The sequence below is a fragment of the Enterobacter sp. PL_is379 genome, from assembly GCF_055817355.1.
On the sequence record NZ_JBVPGT010000031.1, the window covers coordinates 145121 to 160648 of the forward strand.

15 protein-coding genes and 1 other RNA gene are annotated in these 15528 nt (G+C 56.4%); 12 read left to right on the top strand and 4 right to left on the bottom strand.

Annotated elements, in window-relative coordinates; translation table 11 throughout:
• The first annotated feature begins 49 nt into the window (after window positions 1-49).
• From pgk to AC0TOY_RS17160, 5 genes are all read left to right on the top strand, one after another.
• Entirely contained in the window at window positions 50-1213 is a 1164-nt protein-coding gene (gene pgk / locus AC0TOY_RS17140; RefSeq protein ID WP_024906565.1) for a phosphoglycerate kinase, read from the top strand.
• Between the two features lie 92 nt (window positions 1214-1305).
• Complete coding sequence (gene fbaA, locus AC0TOY_RS17145; RefSeq protein ID WP_008499731.1) at window positions 1306-2385, top strand: class II fructose-bisphosphate aldolase; 1080 nt, start codon at window positions 1306-1308, stop codon at window positions 2383-2385.
• Between the two features lie 186 nt (window positions 2386-2571).
• Entirely contained in the window at window positions 2572-3426 is an 855-nt protein-coding gene (mscS, locus tag AC0TOY_RS17150; protein WP_473722245.1) for a small-conductance mechanosensitive channel MscS, read from the top strand.
• Between the two features lie 145 nt (window positions 3427-3571).
• Entirely contained in the window at window positions 3572-4207 is a 636-nt protein-coding gene (argO, locus tag AC0TOY_RS17155; RefSeq protein WP_148769685.1) for an arginine exporter ArgO, read from the top strand.
• Between the two features lie 91 nt (window positions 4208-4298).
• Window positions 4299-5030 carry an oxidative stress defense protein gene (locus tag AC0TOY_RS17160; protein ID WP_024906567.1) on the top strand — a complete coding sequence of 244 codons (732 nt, stop codon included), beginning with the start codon at window positions 4299-4301 and terminating at the stop codon, window positions 5028-5030.
• A 42-nt stretch (window positions 5031-5072) separates the two neighbouring features.
• Here AC0TOY_RS17160 and argP read toward each other — a convergent pair whose 3' ends face one another.
• On the bottom strand, window positions 5073-5966 hold the full coding sequence (gene argP, locus AC0TOY_RS17165; protein WP_008499727.1) for a DNA-binding transcriptional regulator ArgP: 894 nt from the start codon (window positions 5964-5966) through the stop codon (window positions 5073-5075).
• 127 nt (window positions 5967-6093) lie between these two features.
• Between argP and rpiA the strand changes: the two genes are divergently transcribed.
• Both rpiA and serA read left to right on the top strand, forming a co-directional pair.
• Complete coding sequence (gene rpiA / locus AC0TOY_RS17170; protein WP_014885151.1) at window positions 6094-6753, top strand: ribose-5-phosphate isomerase RpiA; 660 nt, start codon at window positions 6094-6096, stop codon at window positions 6751-6753.
• Between the two features lie 266 nt (window positions 6754-7019).
• The gene (gene serA, locus AC0TOY_RS17175; protein WP_024906569.1) at window positions 7020-8252 is read left to right on the top strand and encodes a phosphoglycerate dehydrogenase; all 1233 of its coding nucleotides are present in this window, start codon (window positions 7020-7022) and stop codon (window positions 8250-8252) included.
• Between the two features lie 103 nt (window positions 8253-8355).
• Here serA and AC0TOY_RS17180 read toward each other — a convergent pair whose 3' ends face one another.
• The 3 genes from AC0TOY_RS17180 to zapA form a co-directional block, all read right to left on the bottom strand.
• On the bottom strand, window positions 8356-8952 hold the full coding sequence (locus tag AC0TOY_RS17180; RefSeq protein ID WP_061714502.1) for a 5-formyltetrahydrofolate cyclo-ligase: 597 nt from the start codon (window positions 8950-8952) through the stop codon (window positions 8356-8358).
• Between the two features lie 24 nt (window positions 8953-8976).
• Window positions 8977-9160, bottom strand: a non-coding RNA gene (gene ssrS, locus AC0TOY_RS17185) — 6S RNA.
• A gap of 41 nt (window positions 9161-9201) precedes the next feature.
• Window positions 9202-9531 carry a cell division protein ZapA gene (gene zapA / locus AC0TOY_RS17190; protein ID WP_006811891.1) on the bottom strand — a complete coding sequence of 110 codons (330 nt, stop codon included), beginning with the start codon at window positions 9529-9531 and terminating at the stop codon, window positions 9202-9204.
• 168 nt (window positions 9532-9699) lie between these two features.
• Here zapA and AC0TOY_RS17195 point away from each other — a divergent pair, with 168 nt between their 5' ends.
• From AC0TOY_RS17195 to gcvT, 5 genes are all read left to right on the top strand, one after another.
• Window positions 9700-10278: a YecA/YgfB family protein gene (locus AC0TOY_RS17195; protein ID WP_024906571.1), complete on the top strand. Its 579-nt coding sequence runs from the start codon at window positions 9700-9702 to the stop codon at window positions 10276-10278.
• Window positions 10279-10309: 31 nt separating this feature from the next.
• Window positions 10310-11623: a Xaa-Pro aminopeptidase gene (pepP, locus tag AC0TOY_RS17200; protein WP_152680654.1), complete on the top strand. Its 1314-nt coding sequence runs from the start codon at window positions 10310-10312 to the stop codon at window positions 11621-11623.
• On the top strand, window positions 11620-12798 hold the full coding sequence (ubiH, locus tag AC0TOY_RS17205) for a 2-octaprenyl-6-methoxyphenyl hydroxylase (RefSeq protein WP_248165622.1): 1179 nt from the start codon (window positions 11620-11622) through the stop codon (window positions 12796-12798). Before pepP ends, ubiH begins: the two co-directional genes overlap by 4 nt.
• 12 nt (window positions 12799-12810) lie before the next feature.
• Complete coding sequence (gene ubiI / locus AC0TOY_RS17210; RefSeq protein WP_024906574.1) at window positions 12811-14013, top strand: FAD-dependent 2-octaprenylphenol hydroxylase; 1203 nt, start codon at window positions 12811-12813, stop codon at window positions 14011-14013.
• A gap of 397 nt (window positions 14014-14410) precedes the next feature.
• A complete protein-coding gene (gcvT, locus tag AC0TOY_RS17215) occupies window positions 14411-15505 on the top strand; it encodes a glycine cleavage system aminomethyltransferase GcvT (RefSeq protein WP_267217311.1) in 1095 nt (364 codons plus the stop codon).
• Window positions 15506-15528 lie beyond the last annotated feature (23 nt).

A 15528-nucleotide genomic window follows, 5' to 3' on the forward strand; every position in this document is an offset into this window, starting at 1 on the left:
GACGCATCGTGCGTCTGCAAAACTTTAAGAATCAACGAGAGGATTCACCATGTCTGTAATTAAGATGACCGATCTGGATCTGGCTGGTAAACGCGTTTTCATCCGTGCCGATCTGAACGTACCGGTTAAAGATGGCAAAGTGACCAGCGACGCGCGTATCCGTGCATCTCTGCCAACCATCGAACTGGCTCTGAAGCAGGGCGCGAAAGTGATGGTCACCTCCCACCTGGGTCGTCCAACTGAAGGCGAGTACAACGAAGAGTTCTCTCTGCTGCCAGTGGTTAATTACCTGAAAGACAAACTGTCCAACCCGGTTCGCCTGGTGAAAGATTACCTGGACGGCGTTGACGTTGCAGCCGGTGAACTGGTTGTTCTGGAAAACGTTCGCTTCAACAAAGGCGAAAAGAAAGACGACGAGACCCTGTCCAAAAAATATGCTGCACTGTGCGACGTATTCGTGATGGATGCCTTCGGTACGGCTCACCGCGCGCAGGCGTCAACCCACGGTATCGGTAAATTCGCAGACGTAGCGTGTGCCGGTCCTCTGCTGGCTGACGAACTGGAAGCGCTGGGTAAAGCACTGAAAGAACCTGCTCGTCCAATGGTGGCTATCGTTGGTGGTTCTAAAGTTTCTACCAAACTGACCGTTCTGGATTCCCTGTCTAAAATCGCTGACCAGCTGATCGTTGGCGGTGGTATCGCGAACACCTTCGTTGCCGCTCAGGGCCACAACGTGGGTAAATCCCTGTACGAAGCAGATCTGGTTGACGAAGCCAAACGCCTGCTGAGCACCTGCGATATCCCGGTTCCAACTGACGTTCGCGTCGCGACCGAGTTCTCCGAAACCGCAACCGCGACTCTGAAGTCTGTAAACGACATCAAAGATGAAGAGCAGATTCTGGACCTGGGCGACGTTTCTGCACAGAAACTGGCTGAAATCCTCAAAAACGCAAAAACTATCCTGTGGAACGGTCCGGTAGGCGTGTTCGAATTCCCGAACTTCCGCAAAGGGACTGAAATCGTTGCTAACGCTATCGCAGACAGCGAAGCGTTCTCTATCGCAGGCGGTGGTGACACCCTGGCAGCAATCGACCTGTTCGGTATCGCTGACAAGATCTCCTACATCTCCACTGGTGGCGGCGCATTCCTCGAATTCGTGGAAGGCAAAGTACTGCCAGCAGTAGCAATGCTCGAAGAGCGCGCTAAGAAGTAAGCCATTCAAGGGCAGGGAAACCTGCCCAATTTTCAGCGCGCTTTTAAGAGCTCGCACCTTTTCTAACGGCCGAAGATACAGGACTAAGCAACATGTCTAAAATTTTTGATTTCGTAAAACCTGGCGTTATCACTGGTGATGACGTACAGAAAGTGTTCCAGGTAGCTAAAGAAAACAACTTCGCTCTGCCAGCAGTTAACTGCGTGGGTACCGACTCCATCAACGCCGTACTGGAAACTGCTGCTAAAGTTAAAGCTCCAGTTATCGTTCAGTTCTCTAACGGCGGCGCTGCGTTCATCGCAGGTAAAGGCGTGAAAACTGACATTCCTCAGGGTGCTGCAATCCTGGGCGCTATCTCTGGTGCGCACCACGTTCACCAGATGGCTGAGCACTACGGTGTTCCAGTTATCCTGCACACTGACCACTGCGCGAAGAAACTGCTGCCGTGGATCGACGGTCTGCTGGACGCGGGTGAAAAACACTTCGCGGCAACCGGTAAGCCACTGTTCTCTTCTCACATGATCGACCTGTCTGAAGAGTCACTGCACGAAAACATCGAAATCTGCTCTAAGTACCTGGCGCGCATGGCCAAAATGGACATGACCCTGGAAATCGAACTGGGTTGCACCGGTGGTGAAGAAGACGGCGTGGACAACAGCCACATGGACGCTTCTGCACTGTACACCCAGCCAGAAGACGTTGATTACGCTTACACCGAGCTGAGCAAAATCAGCCCACGCTTCACCATTGCAGCGTCCTTCGGTAACGTACACGGCGTTTACAAACCAGGCAACGTGGTTCTGACCCCAACCATCCTGCGTGATTCTCAGGAATACGTTTCCAAGAAACACAACCTGCCGCACAACAGCCTGAACTTCGTCTTCCACGGCGGTTCCGGTTCTTCTGCTCAGGAAATCAAAGACTCCGTAAGCTACGGCGTAGTGAAAATGAACATCGATACCGACACCCAGTGGGCAACATGGGACGGTATCCTGCAGTACTACAAAGCGAACGAAGCTTACCTGCAGGGCCAGCTGGGCAACCCGAAAGGCGAAGACCAGCCGAACAAGAAATACTACGATCCACGCGTATGGCTGCGCGCTGCCCAGACGTCCATGGTGACCCGTCTGGAGCAGGCTTTCAAAGAACTGAACGCGATCGACGTTCTGTAATTTGAGCTGCTAACAGCATCAGAAGGCCCGCAAATGCGGGCCTTTTTTTATGCTTTTTCAATACCCTGCCGGACCGGTTTTTGTGATCTGTTTGGCAATACTTGCGCTTTTTGTTTACCCTTTACGGACCTGCCTGTCTCCATGGGGGATGGATTTTGTGTTTTGGTTTAACAAAAGGAAGAATAAATGGAACAACTCGATGTTGTAGACAGCATCAATAACGCCGGTAACTGGCTGGTGCGTAACCAGGCGCTGCTGCTGAGCTATGCCGTGAACATCGTCGCGGCGATTGCCATCATCATCGTCGGGATGATCGTGGCGCGTATCGTATCGAACGCGGTTAACCGCGTCATGCTGGCCCGTCACATTGACGCCACGGTGGCTGACTTCCTCTCCGCACTGGTGCGCTACGGCATTATCGCCTTTACGCTGATTGCGGCGCTGGGCCGCGTGGGCGTGCAGACCGCCTCCGTCATTGCCGTTCTCGGTGCCGCCGGTCTGGCCATTGGTCTGGCGCTGCAGGGCTCGCTTTCAAACCTGGCGGCAGGCGTTTTGCTGGTCACCTTCCGTCCGTTCCGCTCCGGCGAATACGTTGACCTTGGCGGCATTGCCGGGACCGTGCTGCAGGTGCAGATTTTCTCAACGACCATGCGTACCGTCGATGGCCGCATCGTGGTCGTGCCGAACGGGAAAATCATCGCGGGCAACATCATTAACTTCTCCCGTGAGCCGGTGCGTCGTAATGAGCTGATTATCAGCGTGGCGTACGACTCCGATATCGATCAGGTGAAGTCGCTGATTAGCAACATCATTGCTTCAGACGATCGCATTCTGAAAGACAAAGAGCAGACGGTTCGCCTGAATGAACTGGGCGCGTCCTCCATTAACTTCGTGGTGCGTATCTGGAGCAAGAGCAGCGATCTGCAAAACGTGTACTGGGACGTGCTGGAACGCATTAAGCGCGACTTCGACGCCAGCGGCATCAGCTTCCCGTACCCGCAGATGGACGTAAACGTCAAAAAAGTTAAGGAAGCAGAATAACGTCACCCGTAGGCCCGGTAAGCGCTAGCGCCACCGGGCTTTATTTTTATAAGCCCCGCTAATCCCCAATTAAAATTATCCATTTCCTCTTATGTGATTCGCGCAGTATAGTCGGCTTCCAGAACAACACTGCGAGAAAATCGTCATGCTATCTTATTATTTTCAAGGGCTTGCATTAGGCGCGGCCATGATCCTTCCGCTCGGCCCGCAAAATGCGTTCGTGATGAATCAGGGCATCCGCCGCCAGTATCATCTGATGATTGCCCTGCTGTGCGCGGTAAGCGATTTACTGCTGATCTGTGCCGGGATTTTTGGCGGCAGCGCATTGCTGATGCAGTCTCCCTGGCTGCTGGCGCTGGTCACCTGGGGCGGCGTGGCGTTTCTGCTCTGGTACGGTTTTGGTGCCCTGAAAACGGCGATGAGCAGCAACCTCGAACTGGCGAGCGCGGAGGTCATGAAGCAGGGTCGCTGGAAGATTATCGTCACCATGCTGGCGGTCACCTGGCTTAATCCGCATGTTTATCTGGACACCTTTGTGGTGCTGGGCAGCCTGGGCGGTCAACTGGACGTAGAGCCGAAACGCTGGTTTGCGCTCGGTACGGTCAGCGCCTCGTTCCTCTGGTTCTTCGGTCTCGCCATTCTGGCGGCATGGCTGGCACCTCGTCTGCGTACGGCCAAAGCCCAGCGCATCATTAATATCCTGGTGGGGCTGGTGATGTGGTTTATTGCCTTTCAGCTGGCAAAAGAGGGAATTCACCACGTTCAGGAATTGTTCAACTAATCCTTGTCTTATGGACAACTGAACAAGACCCGCTAAGCTTGCTGGCATGCGCCCTGTTAATGGGCACTCTTCGCAACATGGAGGAATAACAGTGAAGTTTAAGGTGATGGCCCTGGCGGCATTAGTAAGTTTTGGTGCGGTGTCGGCGCAGGCAAGTGAACTGCCGGATGGCCCGCACATCGTCACTTCTGGCACCGCAAGCGTGGACGCGGTACCCGATGTTGCAACCCTGGCAATTGAAGTCAATGTGGCTGCGAAAGATGCGGCATCTGCCAAGAAGCAGGCTGACGATCGTGTTGCGCAATACCTTTCTTTCCTCGAGCAGAACGGTGTCGGCAAAAAAGATATCAACTCCGCGAACCTGCGTACTCAACCCGATTACGACTACCAGAATGGTAAAAGCATCCTGAAGGGCTACCGCGCCGTGCGTACCGTTGAAGTGACCGTGCGTCAGCTGGATAAGCTTAACTCGCTGCTGGATGGTGCGCTGAAGGCGGGTCTGAACGAAATTCGTTCCGTGTCGCTGGGCGTTGCGCAACCGGAGAAATACAAGGACGAAGCGCGTAAAGCGGCGATCGATGATGCCATTCACCAGGCGGAACAGCTGGCTTCTGGCTTTAAGAGCAAGCTCGGCCCGGTTTACAGCGTGCGTTACCACGTCTCTAACTACCAGCCAAGCCCGATGGTACGGATGATGAAGGCTGACGCAGCCCCGGTGTCCGCTCAGGAAACTTACGAGCAGCCAACCATTCAGTTCGACGATCAGGTGGATGTGGTCTTCCAGCTGGAACCCGTTGCAGCACAGCCGAAACCGGCTCAGTAATCTGTAGGCCGGGTAAGGCGAAGCCGCCACCCGGCTTATTTTTTAATCCTGTCTCAACACCTTGTGCCCGTACGCCAGCAGCGCGTCAGTGACGTTGCGCATCATCCGGCTTTCCGGCGCAAAACGGTGCCAGTAGAGCATCCGACGCTGATACAGCCCCGGCGTCAGGTCAATCAGCTCACCGCTTTTCAACTCTTTCTCAATCTGCAGATGCGGGATCATGCAGCAGGTGGTGCCCTGACGCGCAAGCTGCACGAAGGCTTCAGATGAGTTAACGATATGGCACGGCACGCTGCCCGGCGGCAGATCGAAGTTTTGCTGCAGGAACGCCTGATGCATATCGTCCAGATGGTCGAACGCCACGGCAGGGGCTTTCAGCAGCGCCGCGCGGGTGACGCCGTTCGGGAAGTAGCGCTCGGCAAAGGCTTTTGAACCCACAAACAGGTAATCCAGGGCGCCCAACTGATCGACAAGGCAGCTCGGCAACGCCTGAGGCTGGATACTGACCGCCCCAACTACCTCACCGCGACGCAGGCGCTCCTGGGTACGGGTTTCATCTTCAACCTGCAAATTCAGGCGGATAGGGGAGTCAGCTAATACCGGCGCCAGGGCCGGCAGCAGCCAGGTCGCCAGACTGTCGGCGTTGACCGCCAGAGAGAGCAGCAGCGGCGTAGAGCCCGTTTGTTCGTCACCCAGCCACTCGTCTTCCAGCAGTTCAACCTGGCGCAGCAGGGCGAGGAGCTTTTGTCCCTGCTCGGTTGGCCGTGGCGGCACGGTACGCACCAGCAGCGGCTGACCGAACATATTTTCAAGCTGTTTGATACGCTGTGATACGGCGGACTGCGTGATGCAAAGCTTTTGCGCCGCGCGCTCAAAACCTCGTTCACGAATAACTGCATCAAGTGCCTGTAGTGTTCTGTAGTCCGGACGTTTCATTGCTCTGGCTGGCTCCTTAATTTTGCTTATTCTGCACTATGACACAATTTTCCCTTTGTGGCAGACGAATTCCATTCGACGTGTTCTATAATGCGCCCTGAGTTTTCACACCACAGGCAAAACGATCATGACGCAGGATGAACTGAAAAAAGCAGTAGGATGGGCCGCTCTCCAGTACGTACAGCCGGGTACCATTGTCGGTGTCGGTACGGGATCAACCGCGGCACACTTTATCGATGCGCTGGGCACGATGAAGGGGCAGATCGAGGGCGCGGTTTCCAGCTCTGATGCTTCCACGGAAAAGCTGAAAAGCCTCGGCATTACCGTTTTCGATCTCAACGAAGTGGATCGTCTGGGGATTTACGTTGATGGCGCGGATGAAATCAACGGCCACATGCAGATGATCAAAGGCGGCGGCGCGGCGCTGACGCGCGAAAAAATCATCGCCTCCGTTGCGGACAAGTTTATCTGCATCGCAGACGCCTCCAAGCAGGTCGACATTCTGGGCAATTTCCCGCTGCCGGTCGAAGTGATCCCGATGGCGCGTAGCGCGGTTGCCCGTCAGCTGGTGAAGCTGGGCGGTCGTCCGGAATATCGTCAGGGCGTAGTCACCGACAACGGTAACGTGATCCTCGACGTTCACGGTCTGGAAATTCTCGACGCGATTGCGCTGGAAAATGCCATCAACGCTATCCCAGGCGTAGTGACCGTAGGGCTATTCGCCAATCGTGGCGCGGATGTGGCACTGATCGGCACCGCTGACGGCGTGAAAACCATCGTAAAATGATCTGACGGGGGGAGTCCTCCCCCCGCTAAAAAATTTTTGAAAAGCTAAATTCGGTGACTTGTGTCACGTTTTTGAGCCTCTTTTGCCGATCCTGCCGCGTTTGTAAATTTCCATAGCATTTTCCTCTGACATTTTGCTCTGTATGACTTTTCTTCAGAGTGCCGACGCAAACGTTCATATTGCTGCAATAGTTTTTTTTGATATGTTGGCTACAGCGGATTCATATCCAGCACAACATCAGTTCAGACAAAAACAGGGTCGGGTAAATGGCAAAGGTATCACTGGAGAAAGACAAGATTAAATTCCTGCTGGTCGAGGGCGTGCATCAAAAAGCAATCGATAGCCTTCGTGCGGCAGGTTACACCAACATCGAATTTCACAAAGGGGCGCTCGATACCGAAGAGCTGAAAGCGTCCATCCGTGATGCCCACTTCATTGGCCTGCGATCCCGTACTCACCTGACTGAAGACGTTATTGCTGCGGCGGAAAAGCTGGTGGCTATCGGCTGCTTCTGCATCGGTACCAACCAGGTTGACCTGAATGCTGCCGCCAGACGCGGTATTCCCGTCTTCAACGCCCCGTTCTCCAACACCCGTTCCGTGGCGGAGCTGGTGATTGGCGAACTGCTGCTGCTGCTGCGCGGCATTCCTGAAGCGAACGCCAAGGCGCACCGCGGCGTGTGGAACAAGCTGGCGTCTGGCTCCTATGAAGCGCGTGGTAAAAAGCTGGGGATTATCGGCTACGGCCACATCGGTACGCAGCTCGGTATTCTGGCTGAATCCCTGGGCATGCACGTGTTTTTCTACGATATCGAAAGCAAGCTGCCGCTGGGTAACGCCACCCAGGTTCAACACCTCTCTGATCTGCTGAACATGAGCGACGTGGTGAGCCTCCACGTGCCGGAAAATGCGTCCACCAAAAACATGATGGGCGCGGAAGAGCTGGCGCTGATGAAGCCAGGCTCACTGCTGATCAACGCCGCGCGCGGCACGGTTGTCGATATCCCGGCACTGGCTGATGCGCTGAAGCGTAAGCACCTGGCGGGCGCGGCCATTGACGTGTTCCCGACGGAGCCAGCCACCAACAGCGATCCGTTTACCTCTCCGCTGTGCGAGTTCGACAACGTGATCCTGACGCCACACATTGGCGGTTCTACCCAGGAAGCGCAGGAGAATATCGGTCTGGAAGTAGCGGGTAAACTGAGTAAATACTCCGACAACGGTTCTACGCTCTCTGCGGTGAACTTCCCGGAAGTGTCGCTGCCGCTGCACGGTGGCCGTCGTCTGCTGCACATCCACGAAAACCGTCCGGGCGTGCTGACCGCGATCAACCAGATCTTTGCCGAGCAGGGCGTCAACATCGCCGCGCAGTATCTGCAAACGAACTCGCAGATGGGTTACGTGGTCATTGATATCGAAGCGGATGACGATGTTGCCGAGAAAGCGTTGCTGAGCATGAAGTCTATTGCGGGGACGATTCGCGCGCGTCTGCTGTACTGATGGTGCGAGGTAAATGCAAAACGGTAACGATAGTTACCGTTTTTTATGTTTTCACCCTCTCCCTGTGGGGGAGGGCTGGGGTGAGAGCATTAGGCTGCCTGTTTCACCACTCCCACAACTTCGATGGCGTCACTACCGCCGGCAACGGCACATCCCACTTCTCTACCGGCAACGCCTCCACGCCCTGACAATCATGCGCGTAACCCACCGGCTGCACCCCGTACTGCTGCCAGTTTTGCAGCGTCCTGTCATAAAAACCGCCGCCCATCCCTAAACGCTGGCCCTGTTCATCAAACGCCACCAGCGGCGTAATCAGCACATCCAGCTGTGACAGCGGCAGCACGTCGCGCACGTCGAGTTTCGGCTCGGTGATTTTCAGGCGATTCACCACCAGCTCGCTGTGCGGGTGGTAGTGCAGAAACAGCAGATTACCGTCGCTAAACGGGTGCAGCACCGGCAGGTAGACTTTCTTCCCGGCGCGCCAGAGCTGCTCTATCAGCGGTTGGGTATCCAGCTCTCCATCAAATGACAGAAACAGCGCAACGGTGTGCGCCATTACGACAGGGGGATACGCCATCATACGGGCGGCGGCCTGCTGGGCAAAATGCGCTTGCTGATCGGGGGTTAACGCACGGCGGCGCTGACGAATGAGCTGACGGATATCCTGGCGTGAAGCAGAAACTTCAGGGAATTGAGTCATGGTAGTCGGTAGAAGAAAAGAGAGGGAATCTCCGAGATGCCGCCGCAGGCTGTAACCCTTGAACCCTTGGTTCAAGGTGAATGTGTCGTCATAGTTTTAAGGCTTCTCGGACGGACCGAGCATGCTCACCAACCATGGAGCGCCACATTCTTGTGGTATGAAATATCGGCTCAGGGGACTGGCCCGCTTGCGAACATCTCAGAGAAATTTTGTCTTCACAGTTACTCTACCATAGTCAACTGAGAAGTGTTATTCAAACTTTGGTCCCGGTCTTTCGGGATTGCGACCTTGATCAAGCAATGCCTGTTCTATGGTCTGCTGGAGCATTTTAATGCGCTGCTCCATGCTTGCCGCGTAGTCGCGGGTCTTCGCTTTTTCCTGAGTCAGTTCATAGCTGATGTTCAACGCGGCGATGAAAACCAGCTGCTCAGTATTTGTGACTCTAGTGCGTTCTTTTAGATCTTGCAACCGCTGATTCAAATCGTCCGCTGCCTGATTCAAAGCATCCCTTTGTTCAGGCGGACAATTCACTCGCAGTGAACGGCCAAAAATCTGGAGATCGACGGGTTGTGCAGACATGCCACCTTCCTGCTGATTGACTGCGCTGCCTTCGCTTACTGCCCCGGGGGCTGCGAAGGGGCGACACTATAGCTACCCTGATGTGAAGATACAAGCCCTTTTCTGGTATCACCAGGGTCCAAAGTGGTAGCATATCATGAAACTTCCCCCCTTTGACGACGAATGCTCATGTCTATACAGAACGAAATGCCTGGTTACAAGGATTTAAACCAGTTACTGAACCAGCAGGGAGTCGGTTTAACCCCTGCCGAAATGCACGGTCTGATCAGTGGCATGCTGTGCGGCGGAAACAGCGACAGCTCATGGCAGCCGCTGATCCACGACCTCACGAATGAAGGGCTGGCGTTTGGTCACGAGCTGGCGGAAGCGCTGCGTAAAATGCATGCCGCCATCAGTGATTCGCTGGAAGACGATGGCTTCCTTTTTCAGCTTTATCTGCCTGAAGGCGACGACGTCAGCGTGTTCGATCGCGCCGATGCGCTGGCCGGCTGGGTAAACCACTATCTGCTGGGGCTGGGCGTCACGCAGCCTAAACTGGATAAAGTCACCGGCGAAGCGGGTGAAGCGATCGACGATCTGCGCAACATCGCCCAGCTTGGCTACGACGAAGACGAAGACCAGGAAGAGCTGGAAATGTCGCTTGAAGAGATTATCGAGTACGTGCGTGTGGCGGCACTGCTGTGCCACGACAACTTCACGCGCTCACAGCCGACCGCGCCGGAAGTCCGCAAGCCAACCTTACATTAAGAAAAATAACGCACAGGAGGGTGTCATGGTTATCTCAAGTCAAGAGTATTCGCGCCGCCGTCAGGCGCTGCTTGCAACAATGCAGCCGGGCAGCGCCGCGCTGATTTTTGCTGCGCCCGAAGTGACGCGCAGCGCCGACAGCGAATATCCTTATCGCCAGAGCAGCGACTTCTGGTACTTCACCGGCTTTAACGAGCCGGAAGCGGTACTGGTGCTGATTAAGAGCAATGACACCCACAACCACAGCGTGATTTTCAACCGCGTGCGCGATCTGACGGCCGAAATCTGGTTTGGCCGCCGCTTAGGGCAAGAGGCCGCACCGGAAAAGCTGGGCGTTGACCGCGCGCTGGCGTTTAGCGAAATCAACCAGCAGCTCTATCAATTGCTTAACGGCCTCGACGTGCTCTATCACGCGCAGGGCGAATATGCGTACGCTGATGAGATTGTCTTTACCGCGCTGGATAAGCTGCGCAAAGGCTCGCGCCAGAACCTGTCCGCACCGGCCACGCTGACGGACTGGCGTCCGGTGGTGCATGAGATGCGCCTGTTCAAGTCTGAAGAAGAGCTGAATTTGATGCGTCGTGCGGGCGAAATCAGCGCCCTGGCGCACACCCGCGCGATGGAGAAATGCCGTCCCGGGATGTTCGAATACCAGCTGGAAGGCGAAATTCACCACGAATTTAACCGCCACGGCGCGCGCTATCCCTCCTACAACACCATCGTTGGCGGCGGGGAAAACGGCTGCATTCTGCACTACACCGAAAACGAAAGCGCTTTGCGCGACGGCGATCTGGTTCTGATTGACGCCGGCTGCGAATTTCAGGGCTACGCGGGGGATATCACACGTACCTTCCCGGTGAACGGTAAATTCTCACCGGCACAGCGCGCGATTTACGACATTGTTCTCGAATCCCTTGAGACGGCGCTCAGGCTGTATCGTCCCGGAACCTCCATGCAGGAAGTGACCGGTGAAGTGGTGCGCATCATGATTACCGGTCTGGTCAGGCTCGGGATCCTGAAAGGGGATGTCGACACCCTGATTGCTGAAAATGCGCATCGACCGTATTTCATGCACGGCCTGAGCCACTGGCTGGGGCTGGACGTGCATGACGTTGGCGCTTACGGCACCGACCGTTCGCGCGTGCTGGAGCCGGGCATGGTGTTAACGGTGGAGCCGGGTCTGTATATCGCGCCGGATGCCGACGTGCCTGAAGAGTACCGCGGGATTGGCATTCGTATTGAAGACGACATCGTGATTACCGAAACCGGTAACGAAAACCTGACCGCGAGCGTCGTGAAAAACGCTGACGATATTGAGGCGCTGATGGCAGCGGCACGCGCATGAGCGTGATTATCGTTGGCGGCGGCATGACCGGGGCTACGCTGGCACTGGCCATTTCACATTTGACGAAAGGCCAGCTTCCGGTGCACCTGGTGGAAGCCGTTGCGCCAGAGGCGTCCAACCACCCCGGTTTTGATGCCCGCGCCATTGCGCTCGCGCAGGGCACCTGCCAGCAGCTTTCCCGCATTGGCATCTGGCAGGCCATTGCCGACTGCGCCACGGCAATTAAAACCGTTCACGTCAGCGATCGCGGCCATGCTGGCTTTGTCACCCTGGACGCGCAGGATTATCGTATTGATGCTCTTGGGCAGGTGGTTGAGCTGCACGACGTCGGATTGCGTCTGTTCCGCCTGCTCCAGGACGCGCCGGGCATCACGCTGCATTGTCCGGCGCGCGTGGCCAGCGTGAGCCGCAGTGAGGCGTCGGTTAGCGTGACGCTGGAAAACGGCACCGTCCTTGAAGGCCAGCTTCTGGTCGCCGCGGACGGTTCGCGCTCGTCGCTCGGCGCCCAGTGTGGCGTGGAGTGGCGGCAGCAGCCTTACGGCCAGGTGGCGGTCATTGCGAACGTCGCTACCGCAGCTGACCACGACGGCAGGGCGTTTGAGCGCTTTACGCAGCATGGCCCGCTGGCGATGCTGCCGATGTCGGACGGGCGCTGTTCCCTCGTCTGGTGTCACCTGCAGGATAAAGCTGAAGAGGTGAAGGCCTGGTCAGACGAACGTTTTTGTACCGAGTTGCAAAAAGCCTTTGGCTGGCGGCTGGGGCGTATCACCCATGCCGGCCAGCGGGCGGTCTACCCGCTTTCGTTGACTACGGCGTCTCAGTCCATCTCCCATCGTCTGGCGCTTGTCGGTAATGCCGCGCAGACGCTGCACCCCATCGCGGGGCAAGGGTTCAACCTTGGTTTACGCGACGTCATGAGCCTGGCGGAAACCCTTTCGCAGGCATGGGGTGAGCAAAAAGACTGTGGGGCGTATTCGGTGCTGAGCCATTACCAGAAGCGCCGCCAGGCGGATAAAGAGGCCACCATCGGTGTGACCGATGGTCTGGTCCATCTTTTTGCCAATCGCTGGGCACCGCTGGTTGCGGGCCGCAACCTCGGGCTTATGGCGATGGAACTATTCATTCCGGCACGTGACGTGCTGGCGCAGCGGACCCTGGGTTGGGTCGCGCGTTAAGGAGTTATCACCGTGCAAAATGTTGATGTCGCCATCGTTGGCGGCGGAATGGTCGGACTGGCATTGGCCTGTGGTTTACAGGGCAGCGGCCTGCGCGTGGCTGTGCTGGAGCAAAAGCAGCCTCAGCCCGTTGCCCCGGATGCCCCGCCGGAACTCCGCGTCTCGGCGATCAATGCCGCCAGCGAGAAATTGCTGACGCACCTTGGCGTCTGGTCAGATATTGTGGCGCAGCGCGCCAGCTGCTATCACGGCATGGAAGTGTGGGATAAAGACAGCTTTGGTCATATTGCTTTTGATGATGAAAGCATGGGCTATAGCCATCTGGGTCACATTGTTGAAAACGCGGTGATCCACCACGCGCTGTGGCAGAAAGCACAGCAGTGCAGCGACGTGACCCTGATTGCGCCTGCGCAGATCCAGCAGGTGGCGTGGGGCGAAAACGAGGCGTTTATCACCCTGCAGAGCGGCGACATGCTGACCGCGCGTCTGGTGGTCGGTGCTGACGGTGCCAACTCCTGGCTGCGTAATAAAGCCGATATCCCGCTGACCTTCTGGGACTATCGTCATCACGCGCTGGTGGCAACGATCCGCACCGAAGAGCCGCACGGCGGCGTGGCGCGCCAGATTTTCCACAACGACGGCATACTGGCGTTCCTGCCGCTTGCCGATCCGCACCTGTGCTCGATTGTCTGGTCCCTGGTGCCGGAGAAAGCCCAGCAGATGCAGGAGGCAACGCCGGACGCCTTTAACCAGGCGCTGTGCGTGGCCTTTGATAACCGCCTTGGCCTGTGCACGCTTGAAAGCGAGCGTCAGGTGTTCCCGTTAACCGGCCGCTACGCGCGTCAGTTTGCCGCGCACCGTCTGGCGCTGGTGGGGGATGCGGCGCATACCATTCATCCGCTGGCCGGGCAGGGCGTTAACCTTGGCTTTATGGACGCGGCGGAGCTGGTCGAGGAGCTGCGTCGCCTGCATCGCGAAGGGAAGGACATCGGGCAGCATCTCTATCTGCGCCGCTACGAGCGCAGCCGCAAGCACAGTGCGGCGATGATGCTGGCGGGCATGCAGGGCTTCCGCGAGCTGTTTGCCGGGGCGAATCCGGCGAAAAAACTGCTGCGCGATATCGGCCTCAAGCTGGCCGATACCCTTCCTGGCGTCAAACCTCAACTCCTCCGTCAGGCGATGGGTCTTAACGACCTGCCGGACTGGCTACGTTAATTTAGACCCCTGTCACACTTTATTTTCCCGGCCTCCGCGCCGGGGAAATGCCCTCGTTTGAAATATTCTAATTTCACGTCATTTTTCGCATTAGATAATCTAATGTCGCGTTTTTCTTGTTACGGAAATTCGGCCCGATTTTCCGCACGAAATATCACCATGTGCTAAATCCTGTTAGATCATTGTTAATTTTGTGCGGGGTTAATCGCATTTTTCCAGTGAATAACTCTGTAGGCTTTTTAGCGTTTTTTGGTCATAAGCTAATGTGATGACCCATTTTGCCTTATGGTTAACCGCCGGTTTCGGTGGTAAGTTCAGGTAAAAGAGAACGTTTGCGTCGGTGCCCGAACGCGGGGCCGATACCGGGTTTCACGGTGAATTTTTCAACGAGGACAAGATGGCTCAACAGACTCCTTTGTACGAACAACACGTGTTATGCGGCGCCCGCATGGTGGACTTCCATGGCTGGATGATGCCGCTGCACTACGGCTCGCAGATTGATGAGCACCACGCGGTGCGCACCGATGCCGGTATGTTCGACGTGTCCCACATGACGATTGTCGATCTGCACGGTAGCCGCACCCGGGAGTTTTTGCGTTATCTGCTGGCAAACGACGTCGCCAAACTGAAGACGCCGGGTAAAGCGCTCTATACCGGCATGCTGAATGCCTCGGGCGGCGTGATTGATGACCTTATCGTCTATTACTTCACTGAAGATTTCTTCCGCCTCGTTGTAAACTCCGCCACCCGCGAAAAAGACCTCCCCTGGATCACCCAACACGCCGAACCTTATGCCATCGACATCACCGTCCGTGACGATCTGTCGCTGATCGCCGTGCAGGGGCCGAACGCGCAGGCGAAAGCCGCCTCTCTGTTTAACGACGAACAGCGCAACGCCACCGCTGGCATGAAGCCGTTCTTCGGCGTGCAGGCGGGCGATCTGTTTATCGCCACCACCGGCTACACCGGTGAAGCGGGCTACGAAATTGCTATGCCAAACGAGAAGGCCGCTGATTTCTGGCGTGCGCTGGTGGAAGCGGGCGTGAAGCCTGCGGGCCTGGGCGCGCGCGATACGCTGCGTCTGGAAGCGGGGATGAACCTTTACGGTCAGGAGATGGATGAAGGCGTCTCTCCGCTGGCCGCCAACATGGGCTGGACCATCGCGTGGGAACCGGCTGACCGTGACTTCATTGGTCGTGAAGCGCTGGAGATGCAGCGCGAGAAGGGCACCGAACAGCTGGTGGGCCTGGTGATGACCGAGAAGGGCGTGCTGCGCGGCGAACTGCCGGTGCGCTTTACCGATGCTGACGGCAATCCTCGTGAAGGCGTGATCACCAGCGGAACCTTCTCACCGACGCTGGGCTACAGTATTGCACTGGCACGCGTGCCGGCGGGGATTGGCGAAACGGCGGTGGTGCAAATCCGCAACCGTGAAATGCCGGTCAACGTAACCAAACCGATTTTTGTTCGCGCCGGTAAGCCGGTCGCCTAATCATTTTTATCAGGAGAACTTCA

What these genes read in the sequence shown, in the direction of transcription:
- rpiA (WP_014885151.1), top strand. Translation starts at nt 6,094, where the DNA reads ATGACGCAGGATGAACTGAAAAAAGCAGTAGGATGGGCCGCTCTCCAG.
- ubiH (WP_248165622.1), top strand. Translation starts at nt 11,620, where the DNA reads ATGAGCGTGATTATCGTTGGCGGCGGCATGACCGGGGCTACGCTGGCA.
- serA (WP_024906569.1), top strand. Translation starts at nt 7,020, where the DNA reads ATGGCAAAGGTATCACTGGAGAAAGACAAGATTAAATTCCTGCTGGTC.
- AC0TOY_RS17180 (WP_061714502.1), bottom strand. Translation starts at nt 8,952, where the DNA reads ATGACTCAATTCCCTGAAGTTTCTGCTTCACGCCAGGATATCCGTCAG.
- argO (WP_148769685.1), top strand. Translation starts at nt 3,572, where the DNA reads ATGCTATCTTATTATTTTCAAGGGCTTGCATTAGGCGCGGCCATGATC.
- zapA (WP_006811891.1), bottom strand. Translation starts at nt 9,531, where the DNA reads ATGTCTGCACAACCCGTCGATCTCCAGATTTTTGGCCGTTCACTGCGA.
- mscS (WP_473722245.1), top strand. Translation starts at nt 2,572, where the DNA reads ATGGAACAACTCGATGTTGTAGACAGCATCAATAACGCCGGTAACTGG.
- pgk (WP_024906565.1), top strand. Translation starts at nt 50, where the DNA reads ATGTCTGTAATTAAGATGACCGATCTGGATCTGGCTGGTAAACGCGTT.
- argP (WP_008499727.1), bottom strand. Translation starts at nt 5,966, where the DNA reads ATGAAACGTCCGGACTACAGAACACTACAGGCACTTGATGCAGTTATT.
- gcvT (WP_267217311.1), top strand. Translation starts at nt 14,411, where the DNA reads ATGGCTCAACAGACTCCTTTGTACGAACAACACGTGTTATGCGGCGCC.
- AC0TOY_RS17195 (WP_024906571.1), top strand. Translation starts at nt 9,700, where the DNA reads ATGTCTATACAGAACGAAATGCCTGGTTACAAGGATTTAAACCAGTTA.
- fbaA (WP_008499731.1), top strand. Translation starts at nt 1,306, where the DNA reads ATGTCTAAAATTTTTGATTTCGTAAAACCTGGCGTTATCACTGGTGAT.